The sequence below is a fragment of the Pseudomonas sp. MH9.3 genome (genome assembly GCF_034354675.1).
Taxonomy (GTDB): Bacteria; Pseudomonadota; Gammaproteobacteria; order Pseudomonadales; family Pseudomonadaceae; genus Aquipseudomonas.
The window spans coordinates 5,371,491-5,389,012 of sequence record NZ_CP133785.1 but is presented as its reverse complement, the minus strand read 5'-3'; the positions used below and the strand labels follow the sequence as shown (position 1 = coordinate 5,389,012).

The window sequence follows — 17,522 nt, the reverse complement described above, 5'->3', positions numbered from 1 at the left end:
TCCAGCACCGACCAACCGATTATCAGATTCAGAGGATTGACCATGAGCAACGTCGACCACGCCGAAATCGCCAAATTCGAAGCCCTGGCCCATCGCTGGTGGGACCGCGAAAGCGAATTCAAACCCCTGCACGACATCAACCCGCTGCGGGTCAACTGGATTGATGAACGCGTCAACCTGGCCGGCAAGAAGGTGCTGGACGTGGGCTGCGGCGGCGGCATTCTCAGTGAAGCCATGGCCCTGCGCGGCGCCACCGTGACCGGCATCGACATGGGCGAAGCGCCGCTGGCCGTGGCCCAGCTGCACCAGCTGGAGTCGGGCGTCAGCGTCGAATACCGCCAGATCACCGCCGAAGCATTGGCCGAAGAGATGCCCGAGCAATTCGACGTGGTCACCTGCCTTGAGATGCTGGAGCACGTGCCGGACCCGTCGTCGGTGATCCGCGCCTGTTTCCGCATGGTCAAGCCCGGCGGCCAGGTGTTCTTCTCCACCATCAACCGCAACCCCAAGGCCTACCTGTTCGCGATCATCGGCGCCGAATACATCATGAAGCTGCTGCCGCGCGGCACCCATGACTTCAAGAAATTCATCCGCCCGAGCGAACTGGGCGCCTGGAGCCGTCAGGCCGGCCTGACCGTCAAGGACATCATCGGCCTGACCTACAACCCGCTGACCAAGCACTACAAGCTGGCCAACGACGTTGACGTCAACTACATGATCCAGACCCTGCGCGAGGAGTGAGCCTGTGAAGCTGCGAGCGGTTCTCTTCGATATGGACGGTACCCTGCTGGACACCGCGCCGGACTTTATCGCCATCTGCCAGGCCATGCGCGCCGACCGCGGCCTGGCGCCGATCAACCCCGAGCATGTGCGTGATGAAATCTCCGGCGGCGCACGGGCGATGGTCGCGGTGACCTTCTCGATGGACCCGGAATCTCCAGGCTTTGAAGACCTGCGCCAGGAATTCCTCGAGCGCTACCTCAAGGGCTGCGCCATCCACAGCACGTTGTTCGACGGCATGGAGCAGCTGCTGCAGGACATCGAGAAGTCCAAACTGATCTGGGGCGTGGTCACCAACAAGCCGCTGCGCTTCGCCGAGCCCATCATGCAGCAACTGGGGCTGGCCGAGCGCTCGGCCTTGCTGATCTGCCCGGACCACGTGAAAAACAGCAAACCGGACCCGGAGCCGCTGATCCTGGCGTGCAAAATGCTCAACCTCGACCCGGCCAGCGTGCTGTTCGTGGGCGATGACCTGCGCGATATCGAATCCGGCCGTGATGCCGGCACGCGTACCGCTGCGGTCACCTACGGCTACATTCACCCGGACGACAACCCGCGTCACTGGGGCGCCGATGTGGTGGTGGACCACCCGCTGGAACTGCGCAAGGTGCTGGATAACGCACTGTGCAGTTGCTGAGCGTTGCAAGGTCTTGTTGCCCCATGAACATCCCCTGTGGGAGGGGGCTTGCTCCCGATCGCCGTGTGTCATTCAACACAGGCACTGACTGATCCGCCGCCATCGGGAGCAAGCTCCCTCCCATAAGGGATCGTCAGTGTTTTCAAATTCGAGGTTGTTTATGTTTGATTACTCAGCACGCCCGGAACTGCTCAAAGGCCGCGTGATCCTGGTAACCGGTGCCGGTCGCGGGATCGGCGCTGCAGCGGCGAAAACCTATGCGGCCCATGGCGCCACCGTGCTGCTGCTGGGCAAGACCGAAGCCAACCTGGCCGAGGTGTATGACCACATCGAAGCCGCTGGCCAGCCACAACCGGTGGTGATTCCGTTCAACCTGGAGACCGCCCTGCCACATCAATACGATGAGCTGGCGGTAATGATCGAAAAGGCCTTCGGCCGCCTCGACGGTTTGTTGCACAACGCCTCCATCATCGGCCCGCGCACGCCGCTCGAGCAGTTGTCCGGCGAACACTTCATGCAGGTGATGCAGGTGAACGTCAACGCGATGTTCATGCTGACCCGCGCCCTGCTGCCGCTGCTCAAGCTGTCCCAGGATGCGTCGGTGGTGTTCACCTCCAGCAGCGTTGGACGCAAGGGCCGGGCCTATTGGGGCGCCTATGGGGTGTCGAAGTTCGCCACCGAAGGCTTGATGCAAACCCTGGCCGATGAACTGGAAGACGTGGCGGCGGTACGCGCCAACAGCATCAACCCGGGCGGCACACGCACCAGCATGCGCGCCCAGGCGTATCCCGGGGAAAACCCGATGGACAGGCCGGCACCGGAAGAGATCATGCCGGTGTACCTGTACCTGATGGGCCCGGACAGTGCCGGGGTAAGTGGGCAGGCATTCGACGCGCAGTAATCCCAGTTTGGGAGGGGGCTTTGTGGCGAGCGGGCTTGCCCCGCGTTGGGCCGCGAAGCGGCCCCAGTAAAGTCACCGCGATCTCAACGAGAGTCCACGGTGGCAGGTTTTGGGGCCGCTTCGCAGCCCAACGCGGGGCAAGCCCGCTCGCCACAGGTACCCTGTCACATCGGGTTTGCAGTGGTCTTTCAGTTCTTCACCACCTCTTCGAGGGTGAAGCGGCCCAGAGGATTTTGCAGGAAGTTGCTCACGTTCTTGCGCGAGATATTGATGTACGGGCTGTAATACAGATCGATCCAGTTCACATCCTGTTTAGCCAACTTTTGCAACTCGACATACATCTGCCCGCGCTTGACCGGGTCAGCCTCGATCCGCGCGGCGGCTACCAGTTCCCTGACCTTGTCGTTCTTGTAGCGGGTCATGTAGTTCTGGTTGGTGTCGTGGCCCAGCACGAACGTGGTCTTCTGGTCCGGGTCGAGGATGTCGTTGGTCCAGTACATCACCGAAATATCGTATTCACCGTCCACCAGCATCTGCCAGCTCTGGGTCGGGTCGACCTTCTGCAGGTTGGCGGTGACGCCGACTTTGGCCAACTGGTCCTTGATGATCACCGCAATCTGCTCGTCGGCTTCGTTGCCGGCGTTGACCACGTAGTTGAGCTTCAAGTCCTTGGCACCGGCCGCTTCCAGGAGCTTTTTGGCGGCGGTCGGGTCGTACGGGCGTTGCAGGTTGTCGGCGTAGTGGTACAGCGAACCTTTGGGAATGTAGGAATAGGCCACAGTGCCCTGACCGTAGGTGGCGGCCTTCACCAGCGACTGCTTGTCGATGGCCATGTCCAGCGCTTCACGGACTTGCTGTTTGGCCAGCAAGCCGTGGGCATGGTTGATCAGCAGGTGATCCTCACGGGTGGACGGGTCGGCGTGGATCACTACGTTGCTGTCTTTCTTCAGCTCTTCAACCCGTGAAAACGGGACGAAGATCGCCGTGTCCAGCTCGTTGTTCTGCACCATGCGCATGCGCGTGTTGTCGTCGGTCACCGACACCCATTCCACGCCATCGAGGCTGACGTTTTTGGCCTGCCAGAAGTTCGGGTTCTTTTTCAGGATCACACGGTCGCCCTTGCGCCACTCCTCCACGGTGAACGCGCCGGAGGTCACCGGGTTTTCCGAGTAGGCGTCTTCGCCCATCTCGGTCATGGCTTTTTCCGACAGGATCGACACGGTTGGCGACGCCAACTGCGAGAGGAAGGCCACGGCCGGGGTCTTCAGGGTGACGACCAGGGTTTTCGCGTCGGCGGCCTTGGCGGTGTTGATCAGGTTGAACGGGTCGGCCCACAGCGAGGCTTTGTTGTCACGGATGCGCAGCAGGCTGAACGCTGCGTCGGCAGCGGTGATTGCCGAGCCGTCGGAGAATTTCGCGTCACGCAGCTTGAAGGTGTAGGTCAGGCCATCCCTGGAAATCTCCCAGCTTTCGGCCAGGCCAGGTTCCATTTTGGTGCCCAGGTTATCCACCCGCACCAGGGTATCATAAACGTTGGCGAACACCCAGGTGTCGCGGTTCTGTGCACTCTTGATCGGGTCGAACGTGGTGCTGTCCTCGCGGCAGCCGATGGTCAGCACCCCGGCGGCCTGGGCGAGCCCGGCGGTGAGGGACCAGGCGGTCAATGTGGCGGCGGCAAGCAACTTCAAGTGGCGTGATTGCATGTCATAACTCCTTGTCTATGAATGGCAGGGGTGGGTCAAAGCAAAGGTTCTTCAAGCACGCAACTGTACCGATGCTCGTGCAGGAAATGGGTCGGCGGCAACACCACGGAACACATGGCCCGCGCATGCCGGCAACGCGGGTGAAACGCGCAGCCGTCGGGCAGGTTCAGCGGGCTGGGTGACTCGCCCGGCAGCGGCTCGGCAGGTAACGGCCGGTGAGGATCGATCTCCGGGATCGCCTGGATCAGCGCCGCTGTGTACGGATGACGGGGCGCGGTGAACACTGCTTCCACCGGTCCTTCCTCCACGATTTTGCCCAGGTACATCACCGCCACGCGGTCGCACAGACGGCGCACGATGGCGAGGTCGTGGGCGATAAACAGAATCGCCAGGTTCATGCGCTGCTGCAGTTCCAGCAGCAGGTTGATGATCTGGCCCTGGATCGACACATCCAGCGCCGCCACACACTCGTCGGCAATGATCAGGCGCGGCTCCACCGCCAGCGCGCGGGCGATGCCGACGCGCTGGCACTGGCCGCCGCTGAGGGAGCCAGGCTTGCGTGACGCCAGCTCGGGGCGCAGGCCGACCAGATCGAGCAATTCATTCACACGCGCCGGGATCTGCTGCGGCGCGACTTTGCGCTGCACACGCAACACTTCGGCGAGGGTTTCGCCGATGGTGTGGCGCGGGTTCAACGCCGCGTACGGGTCCTGGAAGATCATCGCGGTTTCATGGCGCAGGCGGGCGATGTCGATGGCGCTGCCGTGGGCCATGTCGATGCCATCGAACAGCACCTGACCACCACTGATGGGGTTGAGGTGCAAAATCGCGCGGCCCAGGGTGCTTTTGCCGCTGCCGGACTCGCCCACCAGACCGAGGGTTTGCCCGGCCTCCAGGTTCAGCGACACCCCGTTCACCGCCCTCACCCACTGCGTGTTCAAGCCGAACAAGCCGGTGCCGGACGCGGCAAACTTCACCTCCAGGTCCTTGATCTGCAGCAGGCTCATGGGTGCTCTCCCAGTGGATAGTGGCACGCCACCCGCGAGCCCTCGGGCAGCACTTCGGTGCATAACGCGCCCACCTGCGGGCAGCGTGGGTTGAAACGGCAACCGGACGGCAGCGCATCCAGCAACGGCGGCTGGCCGGGGATGGTGCGCAGCAAGGCATGACCACTGCTGTGGGCGGGCTGGCAGTCGATCAGGCCGGCGGTGTACGGATGCTGCGGACGGGCCAGCAGCGCGTACTTGCTGCCGTGTTCGCACAGGCGACCGGCATACATCACGGCGATGGAGTCACAGGTCTGCGCCACCACGCCGAGGTCGTGGGTGATCATGATGAGCGACAGGCCGCGCGTGTCACGCAGGTCCAGCAACAGGCGCAGGATCTGCGCCTGTACCGTCACGTCGAGCGCCGTGGTCGGCTCGTCGGCGATCAGCACCTTCGGGTTGCAGCCCAGGGCCACGGCGATCATCGCGCGCTGGCGCATGCCGCCGGAAAACTCATGGGGAAAGTTGTCGACCCGCGCCTGCGGGTCGGGAATGCCCACCTGGCGCAACACCTCGATAGCCTGAAGGCGCGCCTCCTTTTTCGATGCCCCTTGATGCAGGCGGATGCCTTCGGCGATCTGCTCGCCGATGCGCATCAACGGGTCGAGGTGACTGCCGGGGTTCTGGAAGATCATGCCCAGTTGTCCACCACGCACCGCGCGCATGCCGGCATCGTCAAGCTGCAACAGGTCCTGGCCGGCCAGCCGCACGGCGCCGCCTTGTACCCGCAGGTTCGGCGACGGCAGCAGGCGCATCAAGCCGCGACAGGCCATGGTCTTGCCCGAGCCGCTCTCGCCCACCAGGCCGAGGATTTCGCCTTCGGCCAGGTCGAAGGACACGCGGTCGACCAGCGTGACATCGCGCCCGGCGTTGTTGGCGATCACGCTGAGGTCGCGCACCTGCAGCAGGCTCATGTGCGGTCTCCCAATACCTGCGCCACGCCGTCGGCCAGCAGGCTGAAGCCCATGGCCAGGGTCACGATGGCCAGCCCTGGAAAGGTGCAGATCCACCAGGCCGTGGTGATGAATGCCTGCCCTTCCGCCACCATGGTGCCCCACTCGGCCGTCGGCGGCTGCACGCCCAGGCCCAGGTAACTCACGGCAGCGCCGTTGAGCAGCACCAGCACCGCATCCGACATGGAAAACACAATCGAGCCAAACATCGCGTTGGGCAGCAAATGCCGGAACAGGATGCGCCCATGACCAAAGCCCAGGCTTCTGGCAGCCAGGGCGAACTCGCTTTCCTTGAGCACCAGAATCTGCGAGCGGATCAGCCGCGCGTATGACACCCAGCCCACCAGCGCCATGGCGATATAAAAACTTTTCAGGCCCGGACCGAGGATGGCCATGATCGCCAGCATCAACACCAGGAACGGAAACGCCAGGATCACGTCGATCACGCGCATGCAGACGCTGTCGAAGCGCCCGCCGATATAGCCGGACACTGCGCCGACGAAGGTGCCGATCATTAACGGGAAGATCACGCCGACAATGGCCAGTTGCAGGTCAATCCGCGCGCCCCAGATCACCCGGGACAGAATGTCGCGCCCATAGTTGTCGGTGCCGAACGGGTGCGCCAGGCTCGGCGCCAGCAGGCTGAATTCGGTGTTCTGCGCAATCGGGTCATAGGGCGCGACCCAGGGCGCAAACAGCGCCAGAGCCAGCCACACCAGCAATACCAAAAGCCCCCACGCGGCGGTCAGCCGGCCATTGCGAAAGCCCAGCCGCAGGCGCAGGCGCCATGGCGCAATCATCGGGGCGCTGCTCATTGCATCTTCACCCGTGGGTCGAGGGTCACGGTCACTATGTCCGCGATGAAGTTGACCAGCACCGTCGCGCACGCCAGCACCATCGCCACGCCCTGCACCACCATGTAATCGCGGGTAAAAATGCCGCGTACCAGCAACTGGCCGATGCCGGGAATGGCGAACAGGCTTTCGATAACCACCGTGCCACTGATCAACCAGCCGATATTCACCGCCAGCAGGTTGACCGCCGGTACCAGGGAATTGGGCAGCACATGCCGGCGAAACACCGCCGGTTCCGACAGCCCACGGGCCCGGGCGGCGGTGACATGGTCGGCCTGCAACTCCATCAACATGCTCGCCCGCAGGTTGCGCACCAGCACCGCCGAGAGCGCCAGGGCAATGGTCAGGCACGGCAGCACCATGTGGTGCGCCTTGTCCAGCCAGGTACGGCCGTAACCGGACACCGGGAACAGCCCCCATTGCACGCTCAGCACAAGAATCAGCATCAGGCCCAGCCAGAACGCCGGCATGCCCAGGCCCAGCGTGGTGAACACGCGGATCAGGTTGTCCGCCCAGCCACCTTTGCGACGCGCCGCCACCGTGGCCAGCGGCACCGCGATCAGCAGCGCCAGCAGCACGCTGCCGAGCACCAGCACCAGGGTCGGTTCGATGCGGGTCACGATCAGCTTCAGGGCATCGACCTTGTACAGCAGCGACTGGCCGAGGTCGCCCTTGAGCAGGTTTTTCAGGAAGTAGAAATATTGCAGCCACAGCGGCTGATCGAGGCCGAACTGCGCGCGAATCTTCAGCAACGCATCCGGCGTGCTGCGCGAGCCGAGCAAGGCCCGCGCCGGGTCGCCGGGGATCGAGCGCACTAGCACAAAGGTGATCAGGCTGATGCCAAACAGCACCGGCAGCAATTGCAGCGGCCGGGACAGCACGAAACGGTAGCGCGCAAGGTTCATTCGTCAGCCTCGATGACGCGCGAGAAAGTCCAGCAGCACCGGAAAATACGCCTGGGGTTCTTCGTAGAACGGCATATGGCTGCTGTTGGGGAACACATGCAATTCGGCGTGCCGGGCCGCCAGTTTCATGCGCAGTGCGCAGGCCGGCGTGAGTTCGTCGTGCTGGCCGGTGGTGATCAGGATCGGCATGCTGAAGGCGGCCATCTCCTCAAGGCGGTTCCAGTCCTTGAGGTTGCCGATATAGAGGAATTCGTTGGGGCCCTGCATGGTTTCGTAAGGCCCCATGTTCCAGTCGCCAAGGGAGCGTTTGACCGGTTCCGGCCACTCGTCCAGGCGGCACACATGGCGATAGTTGAGCAAGGTGATTGCCGCCTGGTACTGCGGGTGGTCGAGGGTGCCCATGGCTTCGTGGCGCTGCATCATCGCCACGGTCTCGCTGCCGAGGGCGCCGCGCAGCCGTTGCAGTTCCTGGGACAGGTGCGGGATATCGCCGACGGTATTTTCCAGGATCAGGCTTTTCAACGCGTGCGGGTAATGAATGGCGTATTCGATGCCGAGCCAGCCGCCCCAGGAATGGCCAAGCAAGTGCACGCGGCCCAGGCCAAGGGTGTGGCGTACGGTTTCGACTTCCTCGACATAACGGCCGATTTCCCACAAGGAGACGTCGGTGGGTCTGGCAGAAGCGCCCGTGCCAAGCTGGTCGAATGCAACCACTCGCAGGTTATGGTCCTTGAGCCAGCCATGGGCGTCGCGCAAGTAGTCACACGGCAGGCCCGGGCCGCCGTTGAGGCACAGCAACACCTCATCGCCTTCGCCAAAGCTGTAGACCACGAGGTTGTGGCCGTCGACTTGCACGTTGTACTGCTGGTCGGGGGCAATTTCACGCCACATGCGTACATTCCTTGTGTGGTATCGGCCTGGCTGGCAGTGGCCACTGATCAGGCCAACACTACCGAGGATGCCGCGTGTCCATAACCTAGTATTTCTTATAGGTTTGGTCTGGCAGTCCTTCGCCGGGGCGTGGCATTCTACTTGCCGCAAGTCGAGATTCAAATGAATTCGGGAGCAGAACGGATGCTGGCCAAGCTAACTGCCATCAACAATCGTCTGATGCCGGGCAGGAGCCTGGATGAGCAGATGGACAATACGTTTGTTCTTGCCCAGCAGTTGGGTTTCGATGCGCTGGTCTACGACTACACCCCGGTGCCGATCGACCACGACGGCAGCCTGATCACCCCCTCGGTGCTGGAACTGCGCAATACCCCGCCCGACTGGCACGCCTTGTGGTGCAGCGAAGGGTTCTACCAGATCGATCCGGTGCAGCACCTGGCCCTGCGCACGGTGTCGCCGTTCGTGTGGTCCTACGAGGCCAAGGCCGAAACCGCGCTGCAAACCATCATCGACCCCTGCCACGCCCCGGTGTCCTCTTACCTGCACGACCAGCAACTGACCTGCGGCGTCAGCGTGCCTATCCACTTGCCGCGCGGCGGCTTCGCTTCACTGACCGGCCTGCGCACCGGCAGCGCCGGCGCGGTGCTGCAGGATGCCCGGCACACGCTGCCGGACTTCAGCCTGATTACCCACGCCTTGCAGGAAGCGGCCTACCCGCTGTTCAGCAAAGAGCTGCGCACCTACCCGCATGTTCACCTGACCAAACGCGAGCGCGAGTGCCTCAAATGGGCCGCCGAGGGCATGACCGCCGCCGAAATCGCTGCGCAGTTGAGCCGCTCACTGGCGGTGGTCACCTTGCACCTGGCCTCGGCGATGCACAAGCTGGGTGCCAGGAACCGCGTGCAGGCGGTGGTGCGTGCCAGCCATTACCGTTTGCTGGAAGATTGACCGCTCGGCAAAACCTAGCTGTTTTGCTAGTTACCGGAATCGCCCAGGCCAATTATCGTAGCCCTGATCATTTTTTCAGAGCAGGGTACGAAATGGAATTCATCGACAAAATCCGCGAAGGCTACGCGGCCTTCGGCGCCTACCAGACCTGGTACCGCGTCACCGGCGACCTGAGCAACGGGCGTACGCCGCTGGTCATCCTTCATGGCGGCCCCGGTTGCACCCATGATTACGTCGACGCGTTCAAGGACGTTGCCGCCAGCGGCCACGCGGTGATCCACTACGATCAACTGGGCAATGGCCGCTCCACCCACCTGCCCGACAAGCCCCCCTCCTTCTGGACCGTCAGCCTGTTCCTCGATGAGTTGAACAACCTGCTGGACCACCTGCAAATCAGCAATGACTACGCAATCCTCGGGCAATCCTGGGGCGGCATGCTCGGCAGCGAGCACGCCATTGCGCAACCCAAAGGCTTGCGCGCATTCATCCCGGCCAACTCGCCCACCTGCATGCGCACCTGGGTCAGCGAAGCCAACCGCCTGCGTAAATTGCTGCCCGAAGGCGTCGATGAAACCCTGCTCAAGCACGAAGCAGCCGGCACCTACCAGGACCCGGAATACCTCACCGCCTCGCGAATTTTCTATGACCAGCACGTGTGCCGCGTCAACCCGTGGCCCGAAGAAGTGGCGCGCACCTTCGCCCAGGTCGACGCCGACCCGACGGTGTACCACGCCATGAGCGGCCCGACCGAGTTCCACGTGATCGGCAGCTTGAAGGACTGGAACGTGATCGGCCGGCTGTCGGCGATCAACGTGCCGACGCTGGTGATCTCCGGGCGGCACGATGAGGCCACGCCGCTGGTGGTCAAGCCGTTCCTGGATGAGATCGCCGATGTGCGCTGGGCACTGTTTGAAGACTCCAGCCACATGCCCCATGTGGAAGAACGCCAGGCGTGCATGGGCACGGTGGTGAAGTTTCTGGATGAGGTGTGTTCGGTGCGGCACGCTGAACTCAAGGCCGGTTGAACAGGTGATGCGAGGGGTGGGGCAATCCCCCTCTCACATTCAGACCTCAGTGATTTCAGGTTTCGCTGTTTTCCCTGGAATGTCGGCCAACAACGGAACCTCCTTCCCCTCGGCATCAAACAGCTTGCCGCCGCGGAAATAATCGCCATCACGCAACGCCGCCACATCGTGAAAACACAGCCTGCGCTCGGTGCCGGCCACGAATACAGACTGCTGGTCCGAGTTGCCGGCGGTGAAGTGATTGAACGCCAGGTTCAGCACAATCGCCATGATCGCCGACGAACTTATCCCTGAATGAAAAATGGTCGCGAACCAGCCGGGGAACTGGTCATAGAAGCTCGGCGCGGCAATCGGAATCATGCCAAAACCGATGGACGTGGCGACGATGATCAGGTTCATGTTGTTGCGGTAATCCACCTTCGACAGCGTGCGAATACCGCTGGCCGCCACAGTGCCAAACAACACGATGCCCGCGCCGCCCAGCACCGACGTGGGCACGGCGGCAATCACCCGGCCCATGAACGGCAGCAGGCCAAGGATCACCAGGAACGCCCCGCCCGTCGCCACCACAAAGCGGCTCTTCACCCCGGTAACGGCCACCAGACCCACGTTCTGGGCGAACGCGCTTTGGGTGAACGAGCCGAAGATCGGCGCGAACAGGCTCGACAGCATGTCGGCACGCAGGCCATTGCCCAGGCGTTTGGAGTCGACCCGGGTGTCGATGATCTCACCCACCGCGAGGATGTCCGCCGAGGTTTCCACCAGCGTCACCATCACCACGATGCACATGGAAAGGATCGCGGCCACCTGAAAGGTGGGCATACCGAAGTGCAACGGGGCAGGAAAACCGAACATCGGCCCCTGGGTCACGCCGGAAAAATCCGCCATGCCGAGCAGCACCGCAATCACGGTGCCGATGACCATCGCCAGCAGGATCGACAACCGTGAGATGGCCGCGCTGCCGATCTTGCTCAGCAACAGCACCAATACCAGGGTCAGCGCAGCCAGGCCGATATTCGGCACGCTGCCGAAGTCCGCCGCCTGGCTGTTGCCGCCCATGGCCCAGCGCGCGGCCACGGGCATCAGGGTCAGGCCGATGGTGGTGATCACGATGCCGGTCACCAGCGGCGGAAAAAAACGCGTGATCCGCGAGAACACCGGGGTGATCAACAAGCCGATAAGCGACGCAGCCATCACCGCTCCGAGCACCGCCGGCAGCCCCGCCGGGCCGTCGTTGCCGATAATCGCCACCATGGTTGCCACGCCCGCGAACGACACGCCCTGCACCAGTGGCAACTGGCAGCCGAAAAACGGCACACCCAGGGTCTGCAACAGGGTCGCCAAGCCACCGGCAAACAGCGATGCGGCGATCAACAGGCCGATCTCCGCCGGCGCCAAGCCGGCCGCCTGGCCAACGATCAGCGGCACGGCAACGATGCCGCCGTACATGGTCAACACATGCTGCAGGCCGTACGCCAGGTTGGCGGCGACGCCCAGATTCTCATCTTCTGGCCGCTGCGGTGATGCCTTCGGGGTAGTCATGGTGAGAGGGTCTCTGTTTTTGTTGTGAGACCACTGTATGCAATGTAAAGACTATATGTCCATAGAGTTGTATACAATCAACCGGACATGTCACTCGCCAGCATGCTGCACTCAGCTCTCGGCCGCGCCAGCCAATAACCCAACACCGCCAACGGCGCGGTTGCCAGCATCACGCTCACGGTGATCATCAGCGGCTGGTCGAGCAGCGACGACACCAGCAGGCTGCCGAAAAAACACAGGCCCAGCTGCAACGTGTTTTGCAGCGCCGCCGCCTTGCCGGAATTTTCCGCGAACGGCATCAGCGCGTTCGCCACCACGATGGGATAGCTCGCACCGTTGACCAGCGCCATGAGGCAAAAGGGAATCAGCAAGGTGGTGAGGGTCGGCACGGTAAAGGTGGCGACCAGGTACAGCGCCACCATGCTGATGCAGTACGCCACCAGCAGCCACGGCAGCAGCGCCTTGCCCTCGAAGCGTTGCAGGGCACTGCGGCAACTGTAGCCACCGATCAGGAAGGCCAGCGTCGGCACCCCATAGCTCAGGCCAATATCGCTGGGGCTGTAGCCCATGCCCCCGAGAATGAACGGCGAAGCGGTGAGCCAGGCAAAGAAGCTCGCGGAGCACGCGGCAAAGATCATCACATTGCCGGTGAACACTCGCGAGCTGAGCAACTGCCCGTAGCCGAGGCGTACCGCCGGTTTGTCTGCAGGGCGTTTCGGCGGGCTGCGCAGGAATAAGGTGGGCAGCAGCAACAACAGCGACACCCCGAGCAATACCGCGAAAATCGCCTGCCAGCCGAAATGGTTCAACACCATCGCCCCCAGCAGCGGCGCCAGGGCCGGCGACAGCGACATCAGCGGCATGATGCTGGCAAACACGCGATGGGCCTTGTCGGCCGGGTAGCGGTCGATCACCAGCGCTTGCCAGCTCACGGCGGCGGCACACACGCCAATGGCCTGGATGAAACGCAAGGCCAGCAACTGCGGCGCGGTCTCGACCCAAAACATCCCGGCACAACCCAGCACGAACAGGCTCAGACCTGTCAGCAGGATCGGCTTGCGCCCCAGGCGGTCCGACAGCGGCCCCCACAGCAGCTGCCCCACGGCAAACCCTGCGAGGAAAACACTCAGACTGGCGCCCACTGCGCCCGCGCCGATCTGCAACTGCTCGCCCATGGCGCCGAACGCCGGCAAGTACATGTCCATGGCGAGATAACCGAGCATGCTCAGCCCCGCCAGATACCCGATAAAACCAAACGAATTTTTCATTGAAGCCTTTTCTACCTTGCCATCAAACTATTTGCTGACTGGCGCCCATTATGAAGCTGACAGATCCTGTGTGAAGCGAGAATAATTGGACATTCCTATCAACTAATTTGAAGGCATCCGCTCATGTGGTCCGAATACTCCCTGGATGTGGTGGACGCCGTGGCGCGTCATGGCAGTTTCAGCGCCGCTGCCCAGGAACTGCACCGCGTGCCGTCTGCCATCAGCTACACCGTGCGGCAGCTCGAAGAATGGCTGGCGGTGCCGCTGTTCATCCGCCGCCACCGGGACGTGGAACTGACCCCCGCCGGCCGTCTGTTTATTGATGAAGCCCGTGGCGTGATGAAAAAAATGCTCGGCACCCGGCGCTTGTGCCAGCAGGTGGCCAATGGCTGGAGCGGTCAGTTGAAGGTAGCGGTGGATTCCATCGTCAAACCGCAGCGCTGTCGGCAGTTGGTGCTGGATTTCTACCGGCAGTTTCCCGACGTGGAGTTATTGCTGGAATACGAGGTGTACAACGGCGTGTGGGACGCCCTCGCCGATGAGCGCACCGACATCGTGATCGGCGCCACCAGTGCGGTGCCGGTGGCCAGCCATTTCACCTTTCGTGACATGGGCCTTATGAACTGGCTGTGCGTGGTCAGCGCCAGGCATCCGTTGGCGGCTGTGGACGGCTTGCTCAGCGACGATCAACTGCGCCCGTTCGCCTCGCTGTGCATGACCGATACCTCCCGCAACCTGCCCAAGCGCGACACCTGGACGCTGGACAATCAACGGCGGCTGGTGGTGCCCAACTGGTCCTCGGCCATCGACTGCCTGCGCGACGGTCTGTGCGTCGGCATGGCACCGGCGCATCAGGTGTTGCCGTGGATCGAGCGTGGCGAGTTGATGGCGCTGCAACTGCACCGGCCCTTCCCCGCCAGCCCGTCGTGCGTGGCCTGGGCGCAGAACAGACTGTCGCCGGCCATGGCGTGGTTGCTGGAGTACCTGGGAGACACCGAGACGCTGAACCAGGAGTGGCTCAATGGCGCTGACCTTTGAGCATCACGCTGTTCCCCTGTGGGAGGGGGATTGCTGCCTCCCACCGTGAGACTGCATTTTTTTAGTTCAGCAGCCGGGTGATGGCCCGCACGATCATCTCCACTTCCTTGCCGTCCAAGGTCAACGGAGGCAACAGACGGATGATCTTGCCCCGGGTCACGTTGATCAGCAGCCCATGTTCATGGGCGGCGCGCCGGGCCAGGTCACGATGGGGACTGGCCAGTTCGATACCAATCATCAAGCCTTTGCCGCGAATCGCCACCACCTGCGCGCACTCGTCCAACTCCATGCGCAACCGCGCCAGCAGGTGTTCGCCCTGGCGCGCCGCGTTGTGCAGCAGACCTTGTTCTTCGATGATGTCCAGCACCGTGCAACCCACACGGCACGCCAGCGGGTTGCCACCAAAGGTGCTGCCGTGACTGCCAGGCGTGAACAATTGAGCGACCGAGGCCTTGGCCAGGCAGGCGCCGATGGGCACGCCGTTGCCGAGGCCTTTGGCCAGGGTCATCACGTCAGGCACGATGCCTTCATGCTCAAAGGCAAACCAGGTGCCGGTGCGGCCGATGCCGGTCTGAATTTCGTCGAGCATCATCAGCCAGCCGTGGCGTGTGCAGTGGTCGCGCAGGGTTTTCAGATAGCCCGGCGGCGCCATCAGCACACCGCTTTCGCCCTGGATCGGCTCCAGTAAAACCGCCGCGATACGCGTGCCCCACTGTGCAGTGATCGTGTCCAGGGCGGCCAGGTCGCCAAAGCCGACCTTGATGAAATCTCCCGGCAAACGCTGAAACCCCAAGCGCACCGAAGGCCCGTCACTGGCCGCCATGGTGCCGAGGGTGCGGCCGTGAAAGGCGTTTTCCATCACCACCACCAACGGCTGCTCAATGCCCTTTTTCCAGCCATGCAGGCGGGCAAGCTTGAGTGCCGTCTCGTTGGCCTCGGCGCCCGAGTTGTTGAAAAACGCCCGGTCCAGGCCGGACAACTGCGTCAGCCGCCGGGCCAACCGCTGTTGCCAATCGATGCTGTAGAGGTTGGAAGTGTGCAACAACAGTCCTGCCTGTTCGCTGATGGCGCTCACCAGTTTGGGATGGGAGTGCCCGACGTTGGTCACCGCCACGCCTGCCACCGCGTCCAGGTACTCACGGCCCTGCAGGTCCCAAAGACGCGTGCCAAGGCCACGGGTGAAGCTCAGGGCCAGGGGTTGATAAGTGCTCATCAGGCAGGCGGCGGTCATGGTGGCGGGCTCCAGTGTTTTATTGGGGTGGCTTGAAGTATCGTTAGCCACCTCAGCTGGATAAACTCCGCTTTCGTGCAATGACTTTAAAGCAGGGCTTGATAATGGATTTATTCCAGGCAATGTCGGTGTACGTGAAGGTGGTCGAAAGCGGCAGCATGACCGCCGCCGCCCAGGCGTGCGGCCTGTCGACCACCATGGTCGGCAACCACCTGCGCGCACTGGAGCAGCGCCTGGGCGTGAGTCTGCTCAAGCGCACCACACGCAAGCAAAGCCTCACGGAATTCGGCGGCCAGTATTACCAGCGCTGCCTGGAAGTGCTGGGGCTGGTGGCCGACTCCGAGCACCTGGCCGAACAGGCGCTCAGCGAGATTCCCAAAGGCACCTTGCGCATCACCGCGCCGCCGGCCTTTGGCACCGAGCGCCTCGCGCCGGCGCTGAGTGAGTTCTCCCGCCGCTACCCGCTGATCAAGCTGTATGTGGTGCTCAGCAACGAGCGTATGGACCTGATCGACAGCGGCTTCGATGTCGCCATCCGCCTGGGCGAACTGGAAACCTCCGGCCTGATCGCTCGCCCATTGCAGGACTACACCATCACCCTGTGCGCATCACCGGATTACCTGGCACGCCAGGGCACCCCGCAGACACCCGAAGACCTGCGGCAACACGACTGCCTCGCCTTCGCCTACCCCGCCGCTGACGATTGGCGCAACGCCGACAAACTCTGGCGCATGACCGGCGCCGAAGGGGAAATCGAGGTCGAGGTGTCCGGTTCACTGACCCTCAACAGCTCACAAGGCCTGCGTCAGGCGGCCGTGCACGGCATGGGCATCGTCATGTTGCCCGATGCGCTGGTGCGGCCGGACCTGGAGGCCGGCAAGCTGGTGGCCTTGCTGCCCACCTACCAACTGCCCAGCCGCCCCATGCACCTGGTGTATCGCCAGGACCGCTACCGTTTGCCGAAACTGCGCGCGTTCGTCGACTTTGTGGTGGAACAGTTCGCGCGCTAAAAGCCCACCCCCAACCCACGCAACTGCGCGGCAGTGCGCTCGGCTGACACATGATGAATGCCCTGCCAGCCCAGAGCGATGGCGGCCTCGACATTGCCGGCCACATCATCGATAAACACCACTTCTCCCGCCTGGATATCCGGCAGATGGGCGCGCACCTGTTCGAGGCTGGCGTGATAGATCGCGGGATCGGGCTTGATCAGCTTCAACTCGCCGGACACGACGATATCGCGCAGACACTGCAGGAACGGGTAGTTGGCGCGGGCGTAGGGGAAGGTTTCAGCGGACCAGTTGGTAAGCCCGAACAGCGGCATATTGACGGCGTGCAAAGCCTTGAGAATCGCTACGCCTTCGGGCAACGGGCCACGCAGCATTTCCGGCCAGCGGTCGTAGTAGGCGCGGATCAGGGGTTCGTGGCGCGGGTATTGATCAATCAGTGTGCGGGTGGCCTCGGCCAGGGGGCGGCCGGCATCCTGCTCGGTGTTCCAGGCCTGGGTGCAGATGTTGTCCAGGAACCACTGGCGTTCATCGTCGTCGGCAATCAGCTTGCGGTACAGGTGCAGCGGGCTCCAGTCGAACAGGACACCGCCGAAATCGAAAACTACTGCACGAATCGTCATCAGATCCTCCGTTGGCATGGCGTGATAGCCGAAGGATTCTGGCAGAGTTTGTCAGGCGGGAGCTGCGCGTCAGCACGTAGGACGCTTCTGAAAAACACCCAAAGCAACTGTGGGAGGAGGCCTGCTGCCGATGGCTGAGTGTCAGTCAACGTGTGTGTGGCTGACACCTC

The 17,522-nt window shown here is 62.8% G+C and carries 17 protein-coding genes; 7 read left to right on the top strand and 10 right to left on the bottom strand.

The window, feature by feature from the left end:
- Positions 1-42 precede the first annotated feature (42 nt).
- From ubiG to RHM60_RS24065, 3 genes are all read left to right on the top strand, one after another.
- A complete protein-coding gene (gene ubiG, locus RHM60_RS24075; protein ID WP_057009609.1) occupies positions 43-741 on the top strand; it encodes a bifunctional 2-polyprenyl-6-hydroxyphenol methylase/3-demethylubiquinol 3-O-methyltransferase UbiG in 699 nt (232 codons plus the stop codon).
- Between the two features lie 4 nt (positions 742-745).
- On the top strand, positions 746-1,417 hold the full coding sequence (mupP, locus tag RHM60_RS24070; protein ID WP_209980359.1) for an N-acetylmuramic acid 6-phosphate phosphatase MupP: 672 nt from the start codon (positions 746-748) through the stop codon (positions 1,415-1,417).
- Between the two features lie 160 nt (positions 1,418-1,577).
- On the top strand, positions 1,578-2,318 hold the full coding sequence (locus RHM60_RS24065; RefSeq protein ID WP_209980357.1) for a YciK family oxidoreductase: 741 nt from the start codon (positions 1,578-1,580) through the stop codon (positions 2,316-2,318).
- A gap of 188 nt (positions 2,319-2,506) precedes the next feature.
- Here RHM60_RS24065 and RHM60_RS24060 read toward each other — a convergent pair whose 3' ends face one another.
- The 6 genes from RHM60_RS24060 to RHM60_RS24035 are packed head-to-tail and all read right to left on the bottom strand — an operon-like array spanning position 2,507 to position 8,670.
- The gene (locus tag RHM60_RS24060) at positions 2,507-4,021 is read right to left on the bottom strand and encodes an ABC transporter substrate-binding protein (RefSeq protein ID WP_231423150.1); all 1,515 of its coding nucleotides are present in this window, start codon (positions 4,019-4,021) and stop codon (positions 2,507-2,509) included.
- A 35-nt stretch (positions 4,022-4,056) separates the two neighbouring features.
- Complete coding sequence (locus RHM60_RS24055; protein WP_322213002.1) at positions 4,057-5,028, bottom strand: ABC transporter ATP-binding protein; 972 nt, start codon at positions 5,026-5,028, stop codon at positions 4,057-4,059.
- Positions 5,025-5,981, bottom strand: a complete 957-nt coding sequence (locus RHM60_RS24050; RefSeq protein ID WP_322213001.1) for an ABC transporter ATP-binding protein — start codon at positions 5,979-5,981, stop codon at positions 5,025-5,027. Before RHM60_RS24050 ends, RHM60_RS24055 begins: the two co-directional genes overlap by 4 nt.
- Positions 5,978-6,835, bottom strand: a complete 858-nt coding sequence (locus tag RHM60_RS24045) for an ABC transporter permease (RefSeq protein ID WP_322213000.1) — start codon at positions 6,833-6,835, stop codon at positions 5,978-5,980. Before RHM60_RS24045 ends, RHM60_RS24050 begins: the two co-directional genes overlap by 4 nt.
- A complete protein-coding gene (locus RHM60_RS24040) occupies positions 6,832-7,779 on the bottom strand; it encodes an ABC transporter permease (protein ID WP_322212999.1) in 948 nt (315 codons plus the stop codon). The genes RHM60_RS24045 and RHM60_RS24040 overlap by 4 nt, the downstream gene beginning before the upstream one ends.
- Before the next feature lie 3 nt (positions 7,780-7,782).
- The gene (locus RHM60_RS24035; RefSeq protein ID WP_231423152.1) at positions 7,783-8,670 is read right to left on the bottom strand and encodes a proline iminopeptidase-family hydrolase; all 888 of its coding nucleotides are present in this window, start codon (positions 8,668-8,670) and stop codon (positions 7,783-7,785) included.
- 183 nt (positions 8,671-8,853) lie between these two features.
- Here RHM60_RS24035 and RHM60_RS24030 point away from each other — a divergent pair, with 183 nt between their 5' ends.
- Positions 8,854-9,618: a LuxR family transcriptional regulator gene (locus tag RHM60_RS24030; protein ID WP_209980347.1), complete on the top strand. Its 765-nt coding sequence runs from the start codon at positions 8,854-8,856 to the stop codon at positions 9,616-9,618.
- A 92-nt stretch (positions 9,619-9,710) separates the two neighbouring features.
- Positions 9,711-10,643, top strand: coding sequence for a proline iminopeptidase-family hydrolase (locus tag RHM60_RS24025; protein WP_209980345.1), 933 nt, complete (start codon positions 9,711-9,713; stop codon positions 10,641-10,643).
- 39 nt (positions 10,644-10,682) lie between these two features.
- Here RHM60_RS24025 and RHM60_RS24020 read toward each other — a convergent pair whose 3' ends face one another.
- Positions 10,683-12,185, bottom strand: coding sequence for a nucleobase:cation symporter-2 family protein (locus RHM60_RS24020; RefSeq protein ID WP_322212995.1), 1,503 nt, complete (start codon positions 12,183-12,185; stop codon positions 10,683-10,685).
- A gap of 77 nt (positions 12,186-12,262) precedes the next feature.
- Positions 12,263-13,453: a purine nucleoside transporter PunC gene (gene punC / locus RHM60_RS24015; RefSeq protein WP_322212994.1), complete on the bottom strand. Its 1,191-nt coding sequence runs from the start codon at positions 13,451-13,453 to the stop codon at positions 12,263-12,265.
- Positions 13,454-13,576: 123 nt separating this feature from the next.
- On the opposite strand from punC, the gene punR reads away from it, so the two are divergent.
- Entirely contained in the window at positions 13,577-14,491 is a 915-nt protein-coding gene (punR, locus tag RHM60_RS24010; RefSeq protein WP_209980339.1) for a DNA-binding transcriptional activator PunR, read from the top strand.
- Between the two features lie 61 nt (positions 14,492-14,552).
- Here the strand turns inward: punR and RHM60_RS24005 are convergent, their stop codons facing one another.
- Positions 14,553-15,722 (bottom strand): aspartate aminotransferase family protein, encoded by a 1,170-nt coding sequence (locus RHM60_RS24005; protein ID WP_322212993.1) that lies wholly within the window; start codon positions 15,720-15,722, stop codon positions 14,553-14,555.
- 104 nt (positions 15,723-15,826) lie between these two features.
- Between RHM60_RS24005 and RHM60_RS24000 the strand changes: the two genes are divergently transcribed.
- Positions 15,827-16,732 (top strand): LysR family transcriptional regulator, encoded by a 906-nt coding sequence (locus RHM60_RS24000; RefSeq protein WP_322212992.1) that lies wholly within the window; start codon positions 15,827-15,829, stop codon positions 16,730-16,732.
- Here the strand turns inward: RHM60_RS24000 and RHM60_RS23995 are convergent.
- Positions 16,729-17,352 carry an HAD family hydrolase gene (locus tag RHM60_RS23995; RefSeq protein WP_231423162.1) on the bottom strand — a complete coding sequence of 208 codons (624 nt, stop codon included), beginning with the start codon at positions 17,350-17,352 and terminating at the stop codon, positions 16,729-16,731. The two genes, RHM60_RS24000 and RHM60_RS23995, sit on opposite strands and share 4 nt — an antisense overlap.
- Positions 17,353-17,522 lie beyond the last annotated feature (170 nt).

Excerpts from the sequence above, each read along its gene's own strand:
- RHM60_RS24020 (WP_322212995.1), bottom strand. The coding sequence starts at position 12,185 with ATGACTACCCCGAAGGCATCACCGCAGCGGCCAGAAGATGAGAATCTG.
- RHM60_RS24045 (WP_322213000.1), bottom strand. The coding sequence starts at position 6,835 with ATGAGCAGCGCCCCGATGATTGCGCCATGGCGCCTGCGCCTGCGGCTG.
- RHM60_RS24060 (WP_231423150.1), bottom strand. The coding sequence starts at position 4,021 with ATGCAATCACGCCACTTGAAGTTGCTTGCCGCCGCCACATTGACCGCC.
- RHM60_RS24065 (WP_209980357.1), top strand. The coding sequence starts at position 1,578 with ATGTTTGATTACTCAGCACGCCCGGAACTGCTCAAAGGCCGCGTGATC.
- RHM60_RS23995 (WP_231423162.1), bottom strand. The coding sequence starts at position 17,352 with ATGACGATTCGTGCAGTAGTTTTCGATTTCGGCGGTGTCCTGTTCGAC.
- punC (WP_322212994.1), bottom strand. The coding sequence starts at position 13,453 with ATGAAAAATTCGTTTGGTTTTATCGGGTATCTGGCGGGGCTGAGCATG.
- RHM60_RS24005 (WP_322212993.1), bottom strand. The coding sequence starts at position 15,722 with ATGACCGCCGCCTGCCTGATGAGCACTTATCAACCCCTGGCCCTGAGC.
- ubiG (WP_057009609.1), top strand. The coding sequence starts at position 43 with ATGAGCAACGTCGACCACGCCGAAATCGCCAAATTCGAAGCCCTGGCC.
- punR (WP_209980339.1), top strand. The coding sequence starts at position 13,577 with ATGTGGTCCGAATACTCCCTGGATGTGGTGGACGCCGTGGCGCGTCAT.
- RHM60_RS24040 (WP_322212999.1), bottom strand. The coding sequence starts at position 7,779 with ATGAACCTTGCGCGCTACCGTTTCGTGCTGTCCCGGCCGCTGCAATTG.
- RHM60_RS24035 (WP_231423152.1), bottom strand. The coding sequence starts at position 8,670 with ATGTGGCGTGAAATTGCCCCCGACCAGCAGTACAACGTGCAAGTCGAC.
- RHM60_RS24055 (WP_322213002.1), bottom strand. The coding sequence starts at position 5,028 with ATGAGCCTGCTGCAGATCAAGGACCTGGAGGTGAAGTTTGCCGCGTCC.
- RHM60_RS24050 (WP_322213001.1), bottom strand. The coding sequence starts at position 5,981 with ATGAGCCTGCTGCAGGTGCGCGACCTCAGCGTGATCGCCAACAACGCC.
- RHM60_RS24025 (WP_209980345.1), top strand. The coding sequence starts at position 9,711 with ATGGAATTCATCGACAAAATCCGCGAAGGCTACGCGGCCTTCGGCGCC.
- RHM60_RS24000 (WP_322212992.1), top strand. The coding sequence starts at position 15,827 with ATGGATTTATTCCAGGCAATGTCGGTGTACGTGAAGGTGGTCGAAAGC.
- RHM60_RS24030 (WP_209980347.1), top strand. The coding sequence starts at position 8,854 with ATGCTGGCCAAGCTAACTGCCATCAACAATCGTCTGATGCCGGGCAGG.